The sequence below is a fragment of the Kribbella sp. NPDC006257 genome (genome assembly GCF_040613535.1).
Classification (GTDB): domain Bacteria; phylum Actinomycetota; class Actinomycetes; order Propionibacteriales; family Kribbellaceae; genus Kribbella.
On sequence record NZ_JBEXSJ010000002.1, the window covers coordinates 403,915 to 419,965 of the forward strand.

The 16,051-nt window shown below is 68.2% G+C and carries 13 protein-coding genes; 11 read left to right on the forward strand and 2 right to left on the reverse strand.

Going from position 1 to position 16,051, the window contains the following annotated elements:
• Nucleotides 1-77 precede the first annotated feature (77 nt).
• Nucleotides 78-710, forward strand: coding sequence for a VOC family protein (locus tag ABZ004_RS04215; RefSeq protein ID WP_355678288.1), 633 nt, complete (start codon nt 78-80; stop codon nt 708-710).
• On the opposite strand, the gene ABZ004_RS04220 is transcribed toward ABZ004_RS04215, so the two are convergent.
• Nucleotides 707-2,176, reverse strand: a complete 1,470-nt coding sequence (locus ABZ004_RS04220; protein WP_355678289.1) for a wax ester/triacylglycerol synthase family O-acyltransferase — start codon at nt 2,174-2,176, stop codon at nt 707-709. The two genes, ABZ004_RS04215 and ABZ004_RS04220, sit on opposite strands and share 4 nt — an antisense overlap.
• Before the next feature lie 118 nt (nt 2,177-2,294).
• Nucleotides 2,295-3,719, reverse strand: coding sequence for a beta-N-acetylhexosaminidase (locus ABZ004_RS04225; RefSeq protein WP_355678290.1), 1,425 nt, complete (start codon nt 3,717-3,719; stop codon nt 2,295-2,297).
• A gap of 92 nt (nt 3,720-3,811) precedes the next feature.
• On the opposite strand from ABZ004_RS04225, the gene ABZ004_RS04230 reads away from it, so the two are divergent.
• From ABZ004_RS04230 to disA, 10 genes are all read left to right on the forward strand, one after another.
• On the forward strand, nt 3,812-5,071 hold the full coding sequence (locus ABZ004_RS04230; protein WP_355678291.1) for an MFS transporter: 1,260 nt from the start codon (nt 3,812-3,814) through the stop codon (nt 5,069-5,071).
• A gap of 37 nt (nt 5,072-5,108) precedes the next feature.
• Complete coding sequence (locus ABZ004_RS04235; RefSeq protein WP_355678292.1) at nt 5,109-5,567, forward strand: GNAT family N-acetyltransferase; 459 nt, start codon at nt 5,109-5,111, stop codon at nt 5,565-5,567.
• 15 nt (nt 5,568-5,582) lie between these two features.
• The gene (locus ABZ004_RS04240; RefSeq protein ID WP_355678293.1) at nt 5,583-6,278 is read left to right on the forward strand and encodes a class I SAM-dependent methyltransferase; all 696 of its coding nucleotides are present in this window, start codon (nt 5,583-5,585) and stop codon (nt 6,276-6,278) included.
• Between the two features lie 903 nt (nt 6,279-7,181).
• The gene (locus ABZ004_RS04245) at nt 7,182-7,736 is read left to right on the forward strand and encodes a hypothetical protein (RefSeq protein WP_355678294.1); all 555 of its coding nucleotides are present in this window, start codon (nt 7,182-7,184) and stop codon (nt 7,734-7,736) included.
• A complete protein-coding gene (locus ABZ004_RS04250; protein ID WP_355678295.1) occupies nt 7,723-8,973 on the forward strand; it encodes an ABC transporter substrate-binding protein in 1,251 nt (416 codons plus the stop codon). The genes ABZ004_RS04245 and ABZ004_RS04250 overlap by 14 nt, the downstream gene beginning before the upstream one ends.
• A complete protein-coding gene (locus tag ABZ004_RS04255) occupies nt 8,973-10,748 on the forward strand; it encodes an ABC transporter permease subunit (RefSeq protein ID WP_355678296.1) in 1,776 nt (591 codons plus the stop codon). Before ABZ004_RS04250 ends, ABZ004_RS04255 begins: the two co-directional genes overlap by 1 nt.
• Nucleotides 10,745-12,037, forward strand: coding sequence for a tetratricopeptide repeat protein (locus ABZ004_RS04260; protein WP_355678297.1), 1,293 nt, complete (start codon nt 10,745-10,747; stop codon nt 12,035-12,037). The genes ABZ004_RS04255 and ABZ004_RS04260 overlap by 4 nt, the downstream gene beginning before the upstream one ends.
• Before the next feature lie 91 nt (nt 12,038-12,128).
• The gene (radA, locus tag ABZ004_RS04265; RefSeq protein ID WP_355678298.1) at nt 12,129-13,541 is read left to right on the forward strand and encodes a DNA repair protein RadA; all 1,413 of its coding nucleotides are present in this window, start codon (nt 12,129-12,131) and stop codon (nt 13,539-13,541) included.
• 159 nt (nt 13,542-13,700) lie between these two features.
• Entirely contained in the window at nt 13,701-14,639 is a 939-nt protein-coding gene (locus tag ABZ004_RS04270; RefSeq protein WP_355678299.1) for a beta-ketoacyl-ACP synthase III, read from the forward strand.
• Between the two features lie 256 nt (nt 14,640-14,895).
• On the forward strand, nt 14,896-16,051 hold a 1,156-nt coding region (gene disA / locus ABZ004_RS04275; protein ID WP_355678300.1), incomplete at its 3' end, for a DNA integrity scanning diadenylate cyclase DisA.

The following is a 16,051-nucleotide window of genomic DNA, read 5'->3' on the forward strand; positions in this document are numbered from 1 at the left end:
GAAATGTAGGTAAGGGTGCCCTCTCTTCGACACCCCGACTTCAGCAACTGTCGGTAGCTGGGACCACAATGACTGGCATGCGCTTGGATCATCTTTCATATGCGGCCGGTCCCGACGGGTATCAGGCGACGGTCGAACGGCTGTCCGCCGCACTCGGCGCCGAGTTCGTCGACGGCGGTGTGCACCCGCGGTTCGGCACCGTGAATCACATCCTTCCGCTCGAAGGTGACCGCTACATCGAGGTCGTCGACGTGCTCGACCACCCCGCCTCCGACAAGGCGCCGTTCGGCCAGGCCGTCCGGGCCCGCAAGGAGGTCGGCGGCGGCTGGCTCGGCTGGGTCGTCGCGGTCCGTGACATGGCGAGGATGGAGCAGCGGCTCGGCCGCGACGCCGTCCCCGGCAACCGGCACCGTCCGGACGGCGTCAACATCACCTGGCGGCAGATCGGCGTCAAAGGCCTGATCGCCGACCCGCAACTGCCGTTCTTCATCCACTGGGACGACCTGACCCAGCACCCGTCGGTCGGCGGCAAGAACGTCAAACTCACCGCCCTCGAGATCGCCGGCGACCCGGCCCGCGTCACCGACTGGATCGGCCACCCCGCCGACCACCTCCTCGACGACCTCGACGTCGCCTGGGTAGGCCCCAACGGCCAGCCCGGCCTGGTAGCCGCCGTCTTCCAAACCCCCAACGGCATCGTCCGCCTCTAGAGCGCTTCGAGTTCTTTTAGCGCCGTCTCCAGGTGGGTTAGTAGGTGTTGGAGGTGGGGGACGGTGCGGCGGCAGCCGGTGAGGCCGAAGTGGAGTTGATGGTCGTAGCTGGTGATGCTGATGTTGAGGGCCTGGCCGTTCAGGACGATGGACGCCGGGTACATGCCGAGCAGACGTGAGCGGTTCCAGTACAGCGGGCTGTCCGGCGGGCCCGGGATGTTGGAGATGACCAGGTTGTACGGCGGGGGTGTGCGCCCGGCGAGTCCGGGGATCACCGCCGCCGGGCCGGCCGAGCCGAGGCCGAGGGCGCCGATCATCAGGTTCTGCAGCGGGGTCAGTTGCGACAGAACGCTCTTGCCGTACGTCGTGGATTCGATGATCCGGTCGATCCGGCGCTCCGGGTCGCGTTCGTCGGTGGCGAGATCGGCGATCAGCGTCGCCAGCGAGTTGCCGCCACCCGGCGCATCGGCGGCGGCCCGCAACGAGACCGGTACCATCGCCGTCATTCCCTTGTCTGGAAGGGCATTCAGCTCCAGAAGATAGTTGCGCAGGGCACCTGAACACATCGCCAGCATCACGTCGTTGAGCGTCGCCCCGGTGATCGCCCGGACCTTCTCCAACCGTTCCATCGGCCACGACTGCGCCGCGAACCGCCGCGAACCGGTGATCGGCTGGTTGAAAACCGTCTGCGGCGCCTTGAACGCGACCGACGAATGCTCGTGCTGCAACGCATACAAAGCACTCCGCAACCCGACCGGCGACAACCCGGCGAGATCGGCCAGCAACCGCCCGACCCCACCCATCGCCCGGCCCGCACCACCGACCATCCGGCTCGCCTCGCCAGAGATCCGCCCGGCAGCCGCCACCAACTCCGCCGGAGTCGGCAGGCCACCCGATCGCTCATCCAAAGGCTCCACAGACGGTCCGTGGGGCAGTGCGTAAGGCGCCGGCATCTCGGTCAACGCCGGATCGGCAGTCAGCGATGCCTGCATCAACCGAAGCGCACTGACGCCGTCGACCAGCGAGTGATGGATCTTCGAGTAGATCGCGAACCGCCGGCCCTGCACGCCTTCGATCACGTGCATCTCCCACAGCGGCCGTCGCCGGTCGAGGAGAGTCCCGTGCAGCCGGCTGGTCAGCTCGAAGAGCTCCCGGTACCGCCCCGGCCGAGCCAGCCCGGACAGCCGGACGTGGTACTCCAGGTCGATCTCCCGATCCTGCTCCCACGACCAATAACCCAGATCAAGCGCCCGATTCCGCACCCGCCGAGTGAACAGCGGGTTGACCGTCTGGTTCTCGATGATCTCGGAGTAGATCCGCGACACGTAGTCCCGGGTGCCGTCCGGAAAGACCTGGTCCCGCGCTCCGTCGGGCAACTCGAACAGCATTAGACCGCCGACGTGCATCGGCTGTTCGCGCGTCTCCCCCAGCAAGAACATCGCGTCCAGCGGCCCCACCGCAGTCATCGGACCTCCCGAGCTGGCCTGGTTCTCCACGTCTCAGGCCGTCTACCCGTGCTAACAGCCTGAGCCGACTTTAGTTACCCCGGCAGTATCTGCAAGGTCAGGGAACCAGGCTCAATGCTCAGTCGAGGGGCCGGTAGTTCAGGCCGAGGGCTTCCAGGCGGGCGAGGTGGGGGCGGAGGCGGGTGAGGAAGTCGGCGTACGGCGTCTTCGGTGAACCCCAGGCGCGTTCGGAGAAGGCGCTCAAGCGCGGGAAGAGCATGTAGCCGACCCGGTCGGGGTCTTCCATGTACTCGGTCCAGATCTGGCACTGGGTACCGACGATCGGGGCCTGCTCCTCCGCCGTGAGGCCGGGCGGGATCACCTCGAAGTCGTAGACCTTCTCCAGCGGCGTGAAGTTCCCGATCGCCAGCGGCTCGGTCGCCGGGTCGCCCTGGTAGTAGTCGAAGTACACCGACTGGTTCGGCGCCATCACCACGTCGTGGCCGGCCTTCACCGCCACCTCACCGCGGTCCGGTCCGCGCCACGCCATGATCACCGCGTCCCGCGGGCAGTCGGTCTCGACCATCTCGTCCCAGCCGACCAGCCGCCGGCCGTTCTCGCTCAGCACCTCCGCGACCTGCGCGGTGAACCAGCCCTGCAGCTGGCTCGCATCGGTCAGCCCGAGCTCGGCCTGCTTCTGCCGCGCCGCCTCGGACTCGCGCCACTGACCGTCCGGGCACTCGTCGCCACCGAGGTGGATGTACGGGCCGGGAAAGATCTCCAGCACCTCGCGGAGCACCGTCTTGACGAACTCGACGGTCTCGTCGTTGACGTTCAGCACGTCCTCGCTGATCCCCCACACCTGCCGTACGCCGAGTTGCCGGTCGGGGTGGTTGCCGAGCTCCGGGTACGCCGCGATCGCGGCCTGCATGTGACCAGGCAGATCGATCTCCGGGACGACGGTGATGCCCCGCTCGGCGGCGTACGCGACGATCTCGCGCAGCTCGTCCTTGGTGTAGAACCCGCCGTGCCGGGTGCCGTCGTAGGTGAACTCCGTCTGACCGTGCGACATCTTGCCGACCATGGTCTCCGGCCGCCACGCGCCGACCTCGGTGAGTCTGGGGTAGGCGTCGATCTGGACCCGCCAGCCCTGGTCGTCGGTGAGGTGGAAGTGCAGCACGTTCAACCGGTGCAGCGCGAGCGCGTCGATCAGCCGGAGGACGAAATCCTTCGGCATGAAGTGCCGGGCGACGTCGAGCATCATCCCGCGCCAAGCGAACTGCGGCGCGTCGGCGATCCGGACAGCCGGTACTGCGAGTCCGCCGTCGACCTGCTCGGCAGAGTCGAGCAACTGCCGGTACGTCGACTCGGCGTACCGCAGCGCTTCCTCCGAGCCTGCGGAGAGCCGGGCGCCCTCAGAGCTCACGTCGATCCGGTACTCGGTCTCGGCAAGGTTCTCCACCACGGTCCGGACCGCCTCGGCGACCGGGTCGGCGCTGACCCACTGCCCCGCTTCGGCGACGAGCTCGCGGGGGGCTGGGACGATCGCGATCGATGCGGGCATCCGGACTCCAAGTCAGGTAGTTCCGTCAGGAGGTTACACAAAGACCCTACCGGTCTCGCTGCCGGAGCAACCATCCGATGAGAAGGTAAGGCGTGACCGCCACTTCGAATCCTGACAACCAGCCTTCCGAGTCTGCGACCCCAGCCGACTTACAGCGCGGGACCTTGCGGGTGCTGGTGGTCAGCAACGTGCTGGGCGGGGTCGCCGTGGCGAGTGGGTTCGCGGTGGCTGGATTGCTGGCCGAGAACATCTCCGGGTCGACCTCGATGGCCGGGCTGGTGGCGACCTCGACGACGCTGGGCGCCGCGATCCTCGCCGTACCGCTGGCTCGTCTTGCCCGTTCACAAGGCCGCCGGGTCTCGCTGACCGCCGGCTACCTGATCGCGACCGCGGGAGCCCTCCTCTCCATCGTCGCCGCCCAGATCGGCTCGATGGCGTTGCTGCTGTTCGCGGGCTGCCTGTTCGGCAGCGGCTCCGCGTCGAACCTGCAGAGCCGGTACGCCGCGACGGATGCCGCCGACCCGCGGCACGTCGCGCGATCCCTGTCGGTCGTCGTCTGGGCCACCACCATCGGCGTCGTGGTCGGCCCGAACCTCACCGGCCTCGGCGGCTCCGCGGGCTCGAAACTCGGCGTACTCCCTCTCGCCGGTCCCTACCTCTTCTCCGTCGTCGCCTTCGGTCTCGGCCTCGCGACCGTATGGTTCGGACTTCGCCGCCTCCAGCAAGTGACTCCGCGAGCGCGGTTGGAACGCCAGCCGCTGGCAACGACCTTCCGCCGGGTGATGGCGATCCCGCACGCACGGCTCGGCCTGCTGGCGATCGCGACCGCGCATGCCGTGATGGTCGGCGTGATGTCGATGACCTCGGTGCACCTGCGCCACCACGGCGCCTCGCTGACGATCGTCGGCTTCGTGATCAGTGGCCACGTCGCCGGCATGTACGCACTGTCGCCGGTGATGGGCTGGCTGACTGACCGGATCGGCCGCATTCCGACCGTCGGGCTCGGTCTCGGCATCCTCGCCTCGGCGATGGCCGTCGCCGCCCTCGCACCGGATGAGGCGCACAGCCTGACCGCGCTCGCCCTGGTCCTCCTCGGCCTCGGCTGGTCCGCCTGCCTGGTTTCCGGCTCCACCTTGCTGTCGCGATCCGTCCCCGAAGACATTCGCACCTCCGCGCAAGGCCTGTCGGACCTCACGATGGGCTCCTTCGCGTCGATCGCCGGTACGGCGTCCGGCCCGATCCTGGCGCACCTCGGCTTCCACTGGCTCGCCGTACTCTGCGCCTGCCTCCTGCTCCCCGTGGCCTTGCTGGCCGTGGCGACCCGGGGCCGACCCGTGGATGCCCTTGCCTAGAACGGTTTCTGTCGGCGGCAACGGTTAGCGTTCGGGTATGGAAGAAGTCAGCCTGCGGGCGCTCACCGAGGACGATCTCCCGACCATCTTCGCCTTCAACTCCGACCCGGTCGCGGCGGAGATGGTCGGGATGCCGCTTCGTGACGAGGAGACCTTCTACGCCCATCGCGCCAGGAACATGGCCAACCCGCTCAATCAGATGTTCGCGATCCTGGTCGGCGACGAGGTCGTCGGCGACCTGGTCAGCTGGCCGGACGAGGAAGGACATCGGCGCGTCGGGTACTGGCTCGGCCGGCAGTACTGGGGACGCGGCATCGCCACGGCCGCGCTGACCGCGTTCCTGACCGAACAGCCCGAGCGCCCGCTGTACGCCGATGTCTCCAAGGCGAACCCCGGATCGCTGCGGGTGCTGCAGAAATGTGGTTTCCGGATGCTGGCCGAGGGCGAGCCCGGCCACGGCGGCGACCCGGCTGAGTTCTTCCTGCGGCTGGAGTAGTTAGGGTCTGGATCCATGAGCATCGCCGACGGCGGGATTCCCAGTCCGAACATCTGGCACCACGCCGATGTCTACGAGATCGAGAACCACGCGGTCGACCCGAACGGCGTGATCGAGCAGACGATGCTGGCCCAGCGCGACTGGGCCGGCGCGAACGTGCTCGACCTGGGCTGCGGTACCGGCTTCCACCTGCCCCGGTTCGCGGCGACGGCAGCGAAGGTGGTCGGGGTGGAGCCGCATGGAAGGCTGGCGGACGCGGCACGCCGGCGTACGAAGGATCTCCCGAATGTCGAAGTACGGCAGGGAACCGCGCAGAAACTTCCGGTCCCCGATGCGTCGGTCGACGTGATGCATGCCCGCTGGGCCTATTTCTTCGGCCCCGGGTGCGAACCGGGGCTTGCCGAACTGGACCGCGTGATGCGCCGCGGCGGCACCGCCTTCGTGATCGACAACGACGGCAGCCGATCGACCTTCGGTCGCTGGTTCAGCCAGTACTACCCGATGATCAAGCCGGCCGAGGTCGAGCGCTTCTGGACCGCCCGCGGCTGGCACCGCACTCCCCTCGACATGGGCTGGCGCTTCACCACCCGCGAAGACCTCGAAGCCGTCATCCGGATCGAGTTCAAACCCGCCGACGCCGACGCCATCATCGCCACCCACCCCGGCACCGAAGTCGACTACGCCATCAACATCTGGAGCAAGACGTACTGACAGCGAACCCCCTCACAAGAAACACAAAAAGGGAACAAGAAAAGAAGAGCAAATGAGGCTGGCACCGGCAGGCGGCGGCGTGCCAATTGAAGGCCAGTCCGTGGTTAGCCACGCGCACGAGACAGGCGAGCTCAAGCGATTCCGCCGACCGGGTGGGTGGCACGTCGAAGCATGCGATCGTGAGTCGGTCACCGAAGCCGCCCTGCCCGTCCCTCTCGCCCTCTCGCCCGGCGCGACCAGCGAGGCCGGCCGAGCCGCGTACCGGCGTACCCGCGTACTGACCCCGCCGCCTGGTCAACCCGCGTCCTGCGCGACAGAACCAGCGAAGAGGCGGCCTCGCTCCCACGTACTGGGGTTCGCCCCCTCCTATAGCAGGGGGCTAAGCGGCACAAGAGGAGCGGAGCAGGACGGCGCTGTCGGTGGTTGAGTGGTTGGTGTACCGGCGGACAGGTAGAGCACCTGGAGACGGTGTACTCGCGGCGCCAATTCACGCCACGTGGATTAGTTGCCCTCGGCTACCTCCTGTCCGTCGGTACGCCGAACCTCGCACAAGTTGGCGTGGGTTCGGTCACCATCTCGGGGGCCTGGACACCAGGTCGGCAGTGGTGGACAAGTTATTACGTGACCCCACCCCCGACCTGGTGTCCGAGGTTCCCGGAAGGTGTCCGAGGTTCCCGGAGGGTGTCCGAGGTTCCTGGGAGGTGTCCGAGAGTTCTGCGTTCTGGGGGGAGACACGGACGCGGGACTGCGGTGGACCGGAGGTGTCCTGACGGAGACACACGTGGGGGCTGCGGTGGACCGGTGGGGGCCCTAGGGTGGGCATTCGGCCCTGACTGGTCGGCCCCTGAGCGGGGCGGCGGGGCGAGGAAGGCTCTGCACTGAAGTAGGAGGCGCCGGCGCGGTATGGATGGAGTGCGGCTCGAAGGGTTGCCGGGGATGTCGCGGCCGCTGCGGATCGATGTCGGTGAGCAGCGAGCGCTGGTGGTCGCGGACGCGGCTACTGCGCGACGGTGTGCGGATCTGATCGCGGGGATCGACGAGCCTGCTGACGGACAGGTTGTGAAAGTCGAGGGCGCGGTCCGGCTGGTGCCCGCGGAGGGTGGTCTGCTGCCGCATCTCACAGTGCTCGGGAACGTCATCCACGGCCAAACGAGTAGTCGCCAGGTCACCCACAAAGCAGCTGCCGAGGAGAGTCGGGAGACGGCTGCGCGGTGCGGTCTCGAGGACGTGCTGAAGCGCTACCCACATGAGATCACTCCCGGCCGCCGTCGCCTAGCCGGCGTGGCTCGCGCCTTGCGCGCCCACCCTGCAGTGATCGTGCTGGAAGACGCCGCAGGCCTTCCCACCTGGGGATCCCTGCTGCGCTTCGACCACAATCCCGAGCTCTGGTCCGCTGCTCTCCTACTGATCACCACCGACGCCGCACGAGCAACGGGGTTCCGTCTTGTCACCGACTAGCCGCCGGGTATTCCTCGGTGCAGCAGCCACCCTTGCCCTCTCAGGCTGTTCAGGCGACATCCTCGGACTGAGGCGGAGCGTACGGATCGCGGTCAGCTGGAGCAGCGCCGAACTCCGCGCCTTCCACAGCGTCCTCGACGCCCTCGGCCCGCTCGACTACCCGGTCGAGGTCGTCCCGCTCGGCGACGACATCTCCACCGCGTTCGGCTCGCGGTCCACCCGGCGGCCGGACATCGTCATGCTGCCGCAACCGGGTCTCGTCAAACAGCACCTGCGTGACCTGGAATCGATGCCGGACGACCTGGCAGCTCGCGGTCGCGCCCGGCTCTGGGACGAGCTTCTGGTGCACGACGGTACGACGTACGGGGTGCCGTTCAAGACAGCGCACAAGTCGGCCGTCTGGTATCGCCCGTCGGTTTTCACGCAGGCCGGTGTGGAGCCGCCGAAGCTGTGGTCGGACTGGCTGACTCTCAACCGCACTCTCTCGTCACAAGGCATCCGGCCGCTCTCACTAGGAGCAGGAGACGGCTGGGTGCTCACTGACTTCCTGGAGAACGTACTGCTCGGCTCCTCGCCGTCGACCTATCGCGCACTCTCGACAGCGAACCATCCACGGCCCTCCCAGTCGCCAGAGTTCGCAGCAGCGCTACGCCTGCTCGGGTCGATGTGGTCTGCGCCAGGGACCTTCGTCAGTGGAGTAGAGCGTTCGCTGACCCAGCAGTTCCCGGATGCGATCGTGGAGGTGTTCGGCTACCGTCGTGCGGCCATGGTGCTCGCCTCCGACTTCGCCGAACCAGTGGTGCGCTCCTTCGCCGCCGACCCGGCCGACATCGGCCTGTTCACCTTCCCACCGATCGGCGCCGGTACTGCGGCCCCGGTGGTCGTCGGTGGCGACGTGATGGTGTTGCCCCGGCCCACGACAGACAATGCGAAGGACCTCGTACGCCGGTTGGCGGCGCCTGCCGCAGTGGATCCCTGGATCGCGACCGGTGGCTTCCTCGCCGACGGCCGGACCACCGGCTACTCCCCCGAGCTCACCAGACTCGCAGAGCAACTGGTGACTCCCGGGACCTCGTTGCAGTTCGACCTGTCGGACCGACTCGGGCGGCTGGGCGACATCAACGGGCTCTGGCGAGTGCTGACCGACTTCCTGGTCCGCATCGGCAACCGTGGCAGCGAGCTGGTAGCGGACGCTGTGGACGACGCACTGGCCGAGTTGAAGCAGGTGGAGGGCTGATGGGTCTGCAGAGCAACGGTCTGTCACTGGAGGTCGTCGGCCGCGAGATCAGCGGCCGTCCTGTCCCCGGCAAGCCGCGTCGGCCAGCAGGGCCTTATTTACTTGGCCTCCCAGCCCTCCTACTGAGCAGCGTGCTGCTGATACCGATCGCCGTCACCGTAGTGGCCGCCTTCCGTACACCTGACGGCTCCTTCGGCCTGGGGAACTTCGCGGTGATGGGAGACCGCGCAGCATTACATGCTGTAGGCAACAGTCTCGCGTGGATCGGTGTAGCACTCGCGCTCGTGGTGGTCGGCTTCCTGCTGGCTCTACTGAGTTACCGACTGCCCGGCGTGACCTCGTTCCTCCAACCAGCGTTGGTGATTCCCTTCGCGGTGTCGGTGCTCGTCTCCGGCGCGACCTTCCGGCTGATCTTCGACCCAGCCCCCGAACACGGCACAGTCACCGCAGTCTTCACCAAACTCTTCGGCTCCAGCCCGGTCTGGCTCGGCCCCGGCCTGTTCTGGCTCGTGCTCATCTCCGCGTTCGGCTGGACCTGGCTCGGGTACGTCGTATCGCTGTTCCGCGCAGGTCTCGACGCCATCCCGGACGACGTGACCAGAACCATCACTGTCGAAGGCGTCACCGGCTGGCGACGCCTCCGCGCTCTCGAACTGCCGGTACTCCGACCCATCACCGGCGTGGTCACGCTGACTCTGGTGATCGCTGCCGTTCGCGTCTTCGACCTGGTGCTCATCGTGGTTCCCGGCCCGATGCAGCGCGACGCCGATGTCCTCGGACTCAACTGGTGGCGAGCCACCAGCGCAGGTGACAACTCCGGCCGTACTGCGGCGCTCGGCGTCGTCCTGTTCGCGATAGTCGCCGCAGTAGCGGTGATCGGCGTCCGCGGGTTGCGCCGGCGACGCTGGGCGATGCCGGTCTCCGTGGTGACGCCCGATCCGTCGCTCCGCAGACACCAGCCGAGCCGGCGAGTACGGCGTACGGGCCGGGTGGTCGGGTTTGTGGTCGCGCTGTTCTGGATCCTTCCGGCAGTCGTACTGGTCGCTACCGCCTTGCATTCACCACAACAGGCAGGATTGCGCGGCTGGTGGTCGACCGACGGGCTTGGGTTCTCGTCGTTCAGTGCCGCAGCAAACGCGGGTTTGCTACGCGCCTTGTTGTCGACTGTGTTGATCTCTGCGATCGCTACCGCAGTACTACTCGTCATTGCTGTGCCGACTGCCTACCTGGTCGCTTGGGGCGGGCTGCCGACTTGGCTTGGACGCGTGGTCATGTCGGCTTTCGTGGTGCTGGCTGTCACGCCAGTGCAGATGTACGCCGCTCCGCTGCGTGATGCGATCGGCACGGCCGGCCTTGCTGGGTCGCGGGTCGCACTTGCCTTGGTCCATGCGGCAGCGGGTCTTCCCTTTGCGGTGTTGCTGCTGCGGTCTGCTTTCGCATCGGCTCCGCCCGCACTGGTCGCCGAGGCGTTGCAGGGGCCTGCGCGACAGAGCGCAGTACTGGCTACTGCGCAGCGGACTTACCGACCTGCACTGGTTGCCGTGGCTGTGCTGGAGTTTGCCCTGGTGTGGAACGACTTCATCGTCGGCTTCCTGATCAGCGGAGCCGGTACTACGCCGTTGTCGCTGGTGTTGTGGGGTGAGGCGCGGCAGTTCTCTACGTCGGCTGGGACAGTGGCGGCTGCTGCGGTCGTCGCATCTGTGGTGCCGGTCGTGTTGCTGCTGACGTTCTGGCAGACGGTGGTTCGTGGGCTCACTGTCGGGAGCAAGCCGTGACGACACCTCCTGAACCACCGGCAGTAGATGAGAAGCGGACGCGGCGGCGGGGAGACTTCTTCGGAATCAGTGCGCTGGCTTCGGCGCTACTGTCCGGGCTGGCCGGCGACAAGCTCTCGCAGAGTCTCGACAGTGGTGGCTGGATCAGCGTCGTCGGCTTCAGCCTGACCATCGGCTTCGCGCTGATCTGGGCGATTTACAACGCACCTGTCGGGCTACGGAGGTACCGCGCCTGGCGTGCAGCGGCGCCACGTCAGGCGACTGAACTGCATGCGGCTGCAGAAGAAGCTGAGCAGTGGCTGGTGTCGCTGGGTTCAGATGCGGGTGGCATGGCTGCTGCTGAATGGTTCGAGCAGAACGAGCCGATGCTGCGCGAACTACTGCTGGCTGAGAAGCCTCAGGAGGAAGCAGCGGATGACATCGCGAGGATCTGCGATGCATTGGACGCCTGGTACGTGCGGAAGCGAGCAGCTGGCGAGCTGCTGACGATGAGCGAGCACCTGGCCGCCTTTGCCGACGGCTGCGGTCGCCGCGATCTGGCCGAACTCGCCGCGGCGCGCGCGGCAACGGCGTACCGGCTGATGGGTGATCTGGAATCGGCGAGTACGCGGCTGGGGATCTCCAACAACATCGCGCCACACAGTCGTACTGCGGCCGCGCTGACCACTCGTCGTCATGTCGAGCGGGCGCTGCTGCAGCTCGCGCGAGCGGAGAGCGCTCCGGCTGGGAACGACCGGGATGACGCGGTGCTGAATGCACGGGATCGGTTGGACGACGCGAGGCTGAGTCGGCCGGGGCCGGACCTTGCCGGAGATGTCGCGATCCAGATCAACCTGGCGATCGTCCATCTCCATCAGCAGGATCCGGAGGGCGCGCTGGATCAGTTGCGGCCTGCTGCGGCACGGGCGGGCGCTGGTGGAGACGTCAGCGGCAAGGCACACGCTCAAGAACTGATCGGCGTCGCTGCGTGGATGCAGCAGAATCCGCGCGAGGCTCGTCAATGGTGGGAACATGCGGAGCATCTCTACGCCGAGATCGACGAACGCGAAGGGCGCGCTCGCTGCCTGCAACACCTCGGCTCCGCCGCGGTACTCACCGGCGACCTCGCCAAGGCCCGCACCTACCTGGAACAAAGCGCCCTACTCCGCGGCGGCTCCGACAACCATCCCCTCCTCACCCACTACCTAACCGCCGCCCAAGCCACCGAAGTACAACCAGTCCCGGAGGAACCCACCCCTCACCCAGCCACCGGCTGGCTCCGCCGCCTCATCACCCGCCTCCGCCGATAGGTGAGCGGGTGTGCCGCCTCTCTCCCGCCTTCTTTTCTTGATGAGGCTGGTGGTTGGTGGTTTTGTCGGTGGGGTCGCTTAGGTTGGCGGGATGGTGAAGGCAGGGGCACAGGCGAGGGGCAAGACGACGGGGAAGTCGCCGTTCGCGTGCAGTGAGTGCGGATGGACGACGCCGCGCTGGATCGGGCGCTGTGGTGAGTGCCAGGCGTGGGGCACGGTCGCCGAGGTCGGCGCGCCCAAAGCTGCCCGGATCACCGCCGGTCCGGTCTCCTCGCCCGCGATGCCGATCGCCAAGGTCTCCGCGGTCGAGGCCGAGTCCCGCCCGACCGGCATCGGTGAGCTCGACCGCGTGCTCGGCGGCGGTGTCGTTCCCGGCGCGGTGATCCTGCTCGCCGGTGAGCCCGGCGTCGGCAAGTCCACCCTGCTGCTCGAGGTCGCCGCCCAGTCCGCGCGCCAAGGGCATCGCACCCTCTACGTCTCCGGCGAGGAGTCCGCCGCCCAGGTCCGGCTGCGCGCCGGCCGCACCGACGCACTCGTCGACGAACTCTTCCTCGCCGCCGAGACCGACCTCGGCGCCGTGGTCGGCCAGGTCGACGCGGTCGATCCGGTCTTCCTGGTGATCGACTCCGTGCAGACCATGGCGCACCCCGAGGTCGACGGCGCACCCGGCGGCGTGACCCAGGTCCGCGAGGTGACCGGCGCCCTGGTCCGGCTGGCGAAGGAGCGCAACATCGCGGTCGTCCTGGTCGGCCACGTCACCAAGGACGGCGCGATCGCCGGGCCGCGGATGCTGGAGCACCTGGTCGACGTGGTGCTCGCGTTCGACGGCGACCGGCACTCGGGCTTCCGGATGGTGCGCGCGACGAAGAACCGGTTCGGCCCGTCCGACGAGGTCGGCTGCTTCGACATGGTCGACACCGGCATCATCGAGGTCAGCGACCCGAGCGGCCTGTTCGTCTCCGAGCACGCCGAACCGGTCGCCGGCACCTGCGTGACGGTGATGATGGAAGGCCGCCGGCCCCTGCTGGCCGAAGTACAGGCGCTGGTCGGTCCGTCGGCGGCACCACAACCACGGCGTACGACGTCTGGCCTCGAGTCGTCCCGGGTCGCGATGGTGCTGGCGGTGCTGCAGAACCGGGCCGGCCTGAAGCTGACCGACCAGGAGGTGTACGTCGCGACCGTCGGGGGGGTGAAGATCACCGAGCCGGTCGCCGACCTCGCGGTTGCCATCTCGGTCGCGTCGTCGGTGATGGACCGGCCGATCCATCCCGGCCTGATCGCGATCGGCGAGGTCGGCCTGGCCGGTGAGGTCCGCCGGGTCGGCGGCCTGGAGAAACGGCTCGCCGAGGCGGCCCGGCTCGGCTTCACCAAGGCGATCATCCCGGCCGACGTGCCGAACCGGTCGAAGGACTCCAAGCCGATGGACATGCAGGCGAAGTACGGGCTGCGCACCTTCGCCGCCGGCGACATCCAGGCCGCCCTGCTGGCCGCCGGCCTCGCCTGACGGCCGGCGGCTGCCCGCGAACCGGCCCGCCCTGCACGCGACCTGTGGTGATCCCCACACCGGACGCTCAGCCGTGAGACGGCTGTCTACGCGCCAGTAGGCCGGAACGTACTCTGGTGGGTGCCCCCACGACCGCTGCCTCACCGGAGGAGCACTCGCATGACCGGATCCAAAGTTGTCGCGCTCGGCCATTACCAGCCGGAGCGGGTGCTCACCAACGCCGAGCTCGCCACCATGGTCGAGACCAACGACGAGTGGATCCAGAGCCGGGTCGGGATCAAGGAACGCCGGATCGCCGCGCCCGACGAGCAGGTCGACGAGATGGCCTGGCGAGCCGCCGAGAAGGCCGTCGCGAACGCCGGGATCGACGTCAAGGACATCGACTTCGTCGTCGTCGCGACCTGTACGGCGCTCGACCGGTCCCCGAATATCGCCGCCCGGGTGGCTGCCCGGTTCGGTCTCGGCAGCCCGGCCGCACTCGACGTGAACACGGCCTGCTCCGGGTTCAGCCACGCGCTCGCGACCGCCGACCACGCCATCCGCGCGGGTGCCGCGTCGAAGGCGCTGGTGATCGGCGTCGAGAAGCTGAGCGACTTCACCGACTGGACCGACCGGACCACCTGCGTACTGATCGGCGACGGCGCCGGCGCGGCCGTCGTGGTCGCGACCGACGAGCCGGAGATCGGCCCGGTCGTCTGGGGTTCGGTGCCGGAGATGTCGGACGCGGTCCGGATCGAGGGCCGGGACGGCACGTTCGCGCAGGAAGGCCAGAGTGTCTTCCGCTGGACCACCACCCAGCTGCCGGTGATCGCGAAGCAGGTCTGCGAGAAGGGTGGCGTGACCCCGGAAGAGCTCGGCGGCGTCGTGCTGCATCAGGCGAACCTGCGCATCATCGACCCGCTCGCGAAGCGGCTCGGCGCGGTCAACGCGGTGATCGCCCGGGACGTGATCGAGTCCGGCAACACCTCCGCGGCCAGCATCCCGATCGCGCTGTCCAAGCTGGTCGAGCGCCGCGAGGTCCCGGCCGGTGCTCCGGTCCTCCTGTTCGGCTTCGGCGGCGGCCTCTCGTACGCCGGCCAGATCATCCGCTGCCCCTGACCCGCCCCGCGGCAACGCGACGCGCCGGGAGCGCAAGTCGTGAACAACCCGTTGCACAAGCCGCGGTCAGTAGGTGGCCGGCACCAGCCAGCGGTACGGCGTACCGGCTTTCACGCGGGAAAGTTAGTGCACAGGCCTTGTGCACGATCGTTTGCACGGGCGTTTGCAAGCGCGACTCGGTCGCCGTCAAGCCGACGGGCCGCAAAGGGGCCCACGCGTCCACAGCACCCCGCTCAGCCGCATAGACTCAGTGATCGTGGCTCCCAATCCCGACAAGAACAGCACCGACGCCCGGATGCGCGCGACCCTCGCAGCCGTGGCACCCGGTACCGAATTGCGTGAAGGCCTGGAACGGATCCTGCGGGGCCGGACCGGAGCCCTGCTGGTGCTCGGCCAGGACAAGACGGTCGACTCCATCTCCACCGGTGGTTTCGAGATCGAGGTCGAGTTCACCGCCACCGGCCTGCGTGAACTGAGCAAGATGGACGGCGCGATCATCCTCGACCGCGACATGAGCCGGATGCTGCGCGCCGCCGTGCACCTGATGCCGGACCCGTCGATCCACACCGAGGAGACCGGCACCCGGCACCGGACCGCCGACCGGGTCGCCCGGCAGACCGGCTTCCCGGTCATCTCGGTCTCCCAGTCGATGCACATCATCGCCCTGTACGTCGACGACCAGCGCTACGTACTGGAGGATTCCGGCGCGATCCTGTCCCGGGCGAACCAGGCGCTCGCGACGCTCGAGCGGTACAAGCTCCGCCTCGACGAGGTGTCCGGCACGCTGTCCGCGCTGGAGATCGAGGACCTGGTCACGGTGCGCGATGTCGCCGCGGTCGCCCAGCGGCTGGAGATGGTCCGCCGGATCGCGACCGAGATCGACGGGTACGTCGTCGAGCTCGGCACCGACGGCCGGCTGCTCACCTTGCAGCTCAACGAGCTGGTCGCGGGAGTCGCCGGCGAACGTGAGCTGGTCGTGCGCGACTACCTGCCGCCGTCCACCGGCCGCAAGTCGAAGACGGCCGACGACGTGCTGCTCGAGCTGGACGCGGTCAGCCCGACCGACCTGCTCGACATCGGCCAGGTCGCCCGTGCTCTGCAGCTCGGTGGCGCCGAGCAGCTCGACGCGGCGGTCACCCCGCGCGGCTACCGGCTGCTGGCCAAGGTGCCCCGCCTCCCCGGCGCGGTCATCGACCGGTTGATCGAGCACTTCGGGCATCTGCAGAAGCTGCTCGCCGCGAGCATCGACGACCTGCAGACCGTCGACGGCGTCGGCGAGAACCGCGCCCGCACCGTCCGCGAGGGCCTGTCCCGCCTCCCGAGAGCCGCCGCGGTGAAGTCGGGCGCGATCGTCACCACGCGGGCTGCGTCGCCGGTGAGTGCGATGAGGTCGGGGAGTGCTCCGCCGGCGC

What these genes read in the sequence shown, in the direction of transcription:
- ABZ004_RS04240 (WP_355678293.1), top strand. Translation starts at nt 5,583, where the DNA reads ATGAGCATCGCCGACGGCGGGATTCCCAGTCCGAACATCTGGCACCAC.
- ABZ004_RS04215 (WP_355678288.1), top strand. Translation starts at nt 78, where the DNA reads ATGCGCTTGGATCATCTTTCATATGCGGCCGGTCCCGACGGGTATCAG.
- ABZ004_RS04220 (WP_355678289.1), bottom strand. Translation starts at nt 2,176, where the DNA reads ATGACTGCGGTGGGGCCGCTGGACGCGATGTTCTTGCTGGGGGAGACG.
- radA (WP_355678298.1), top strand. Translation starts at nt 12,129, where the DNA reads ATGGTGAAGGCAGGGGCACAGGCGAGGGGCAAGACGACGGGGAAGTCG.
- ABZ004_RS04255 (WP_355678296.1), top strand. Translation starts at nt 8,973, where the DNA reads ATGGGTCTGCAGAGCAACGGTCTGTCACTGGAGGTCGTCGGCCGCGAG.
- ABZ004_RS04245 (WP_355678294.1), top strand. Translation starts at nt 7,182, where the DNA reads ATGGATGGAGTGCGGCTCGAAGGGTTGCCGGGGATGTCGCGGCCGCTG.
- ABZ004_RS04225 (WP_355678290.1), bottom strand. Translation starts at nt 3,719, where the DNA reads ATGCCCGCATCGATCGCGATCGTCCCAGCCCCCCGCGAGCTCGTCGCC.
- ABZ004_RS04235 (WP_355678292.1), top strand. Translation starts at nt 5,109, where the DNA reads ATGGAAGAAGTCAGCCTGCGGGCGCTCACCGAGGACGATCTCCCGACC.
- ABZ004_RS04270 (WP_355678299.1), top strand. Translation starts at nt 13,701, where the DNA reads ATGACCGGATCCAAAGTTGTCGCGCTCGGCCATTACCAGCCGGAGCGG.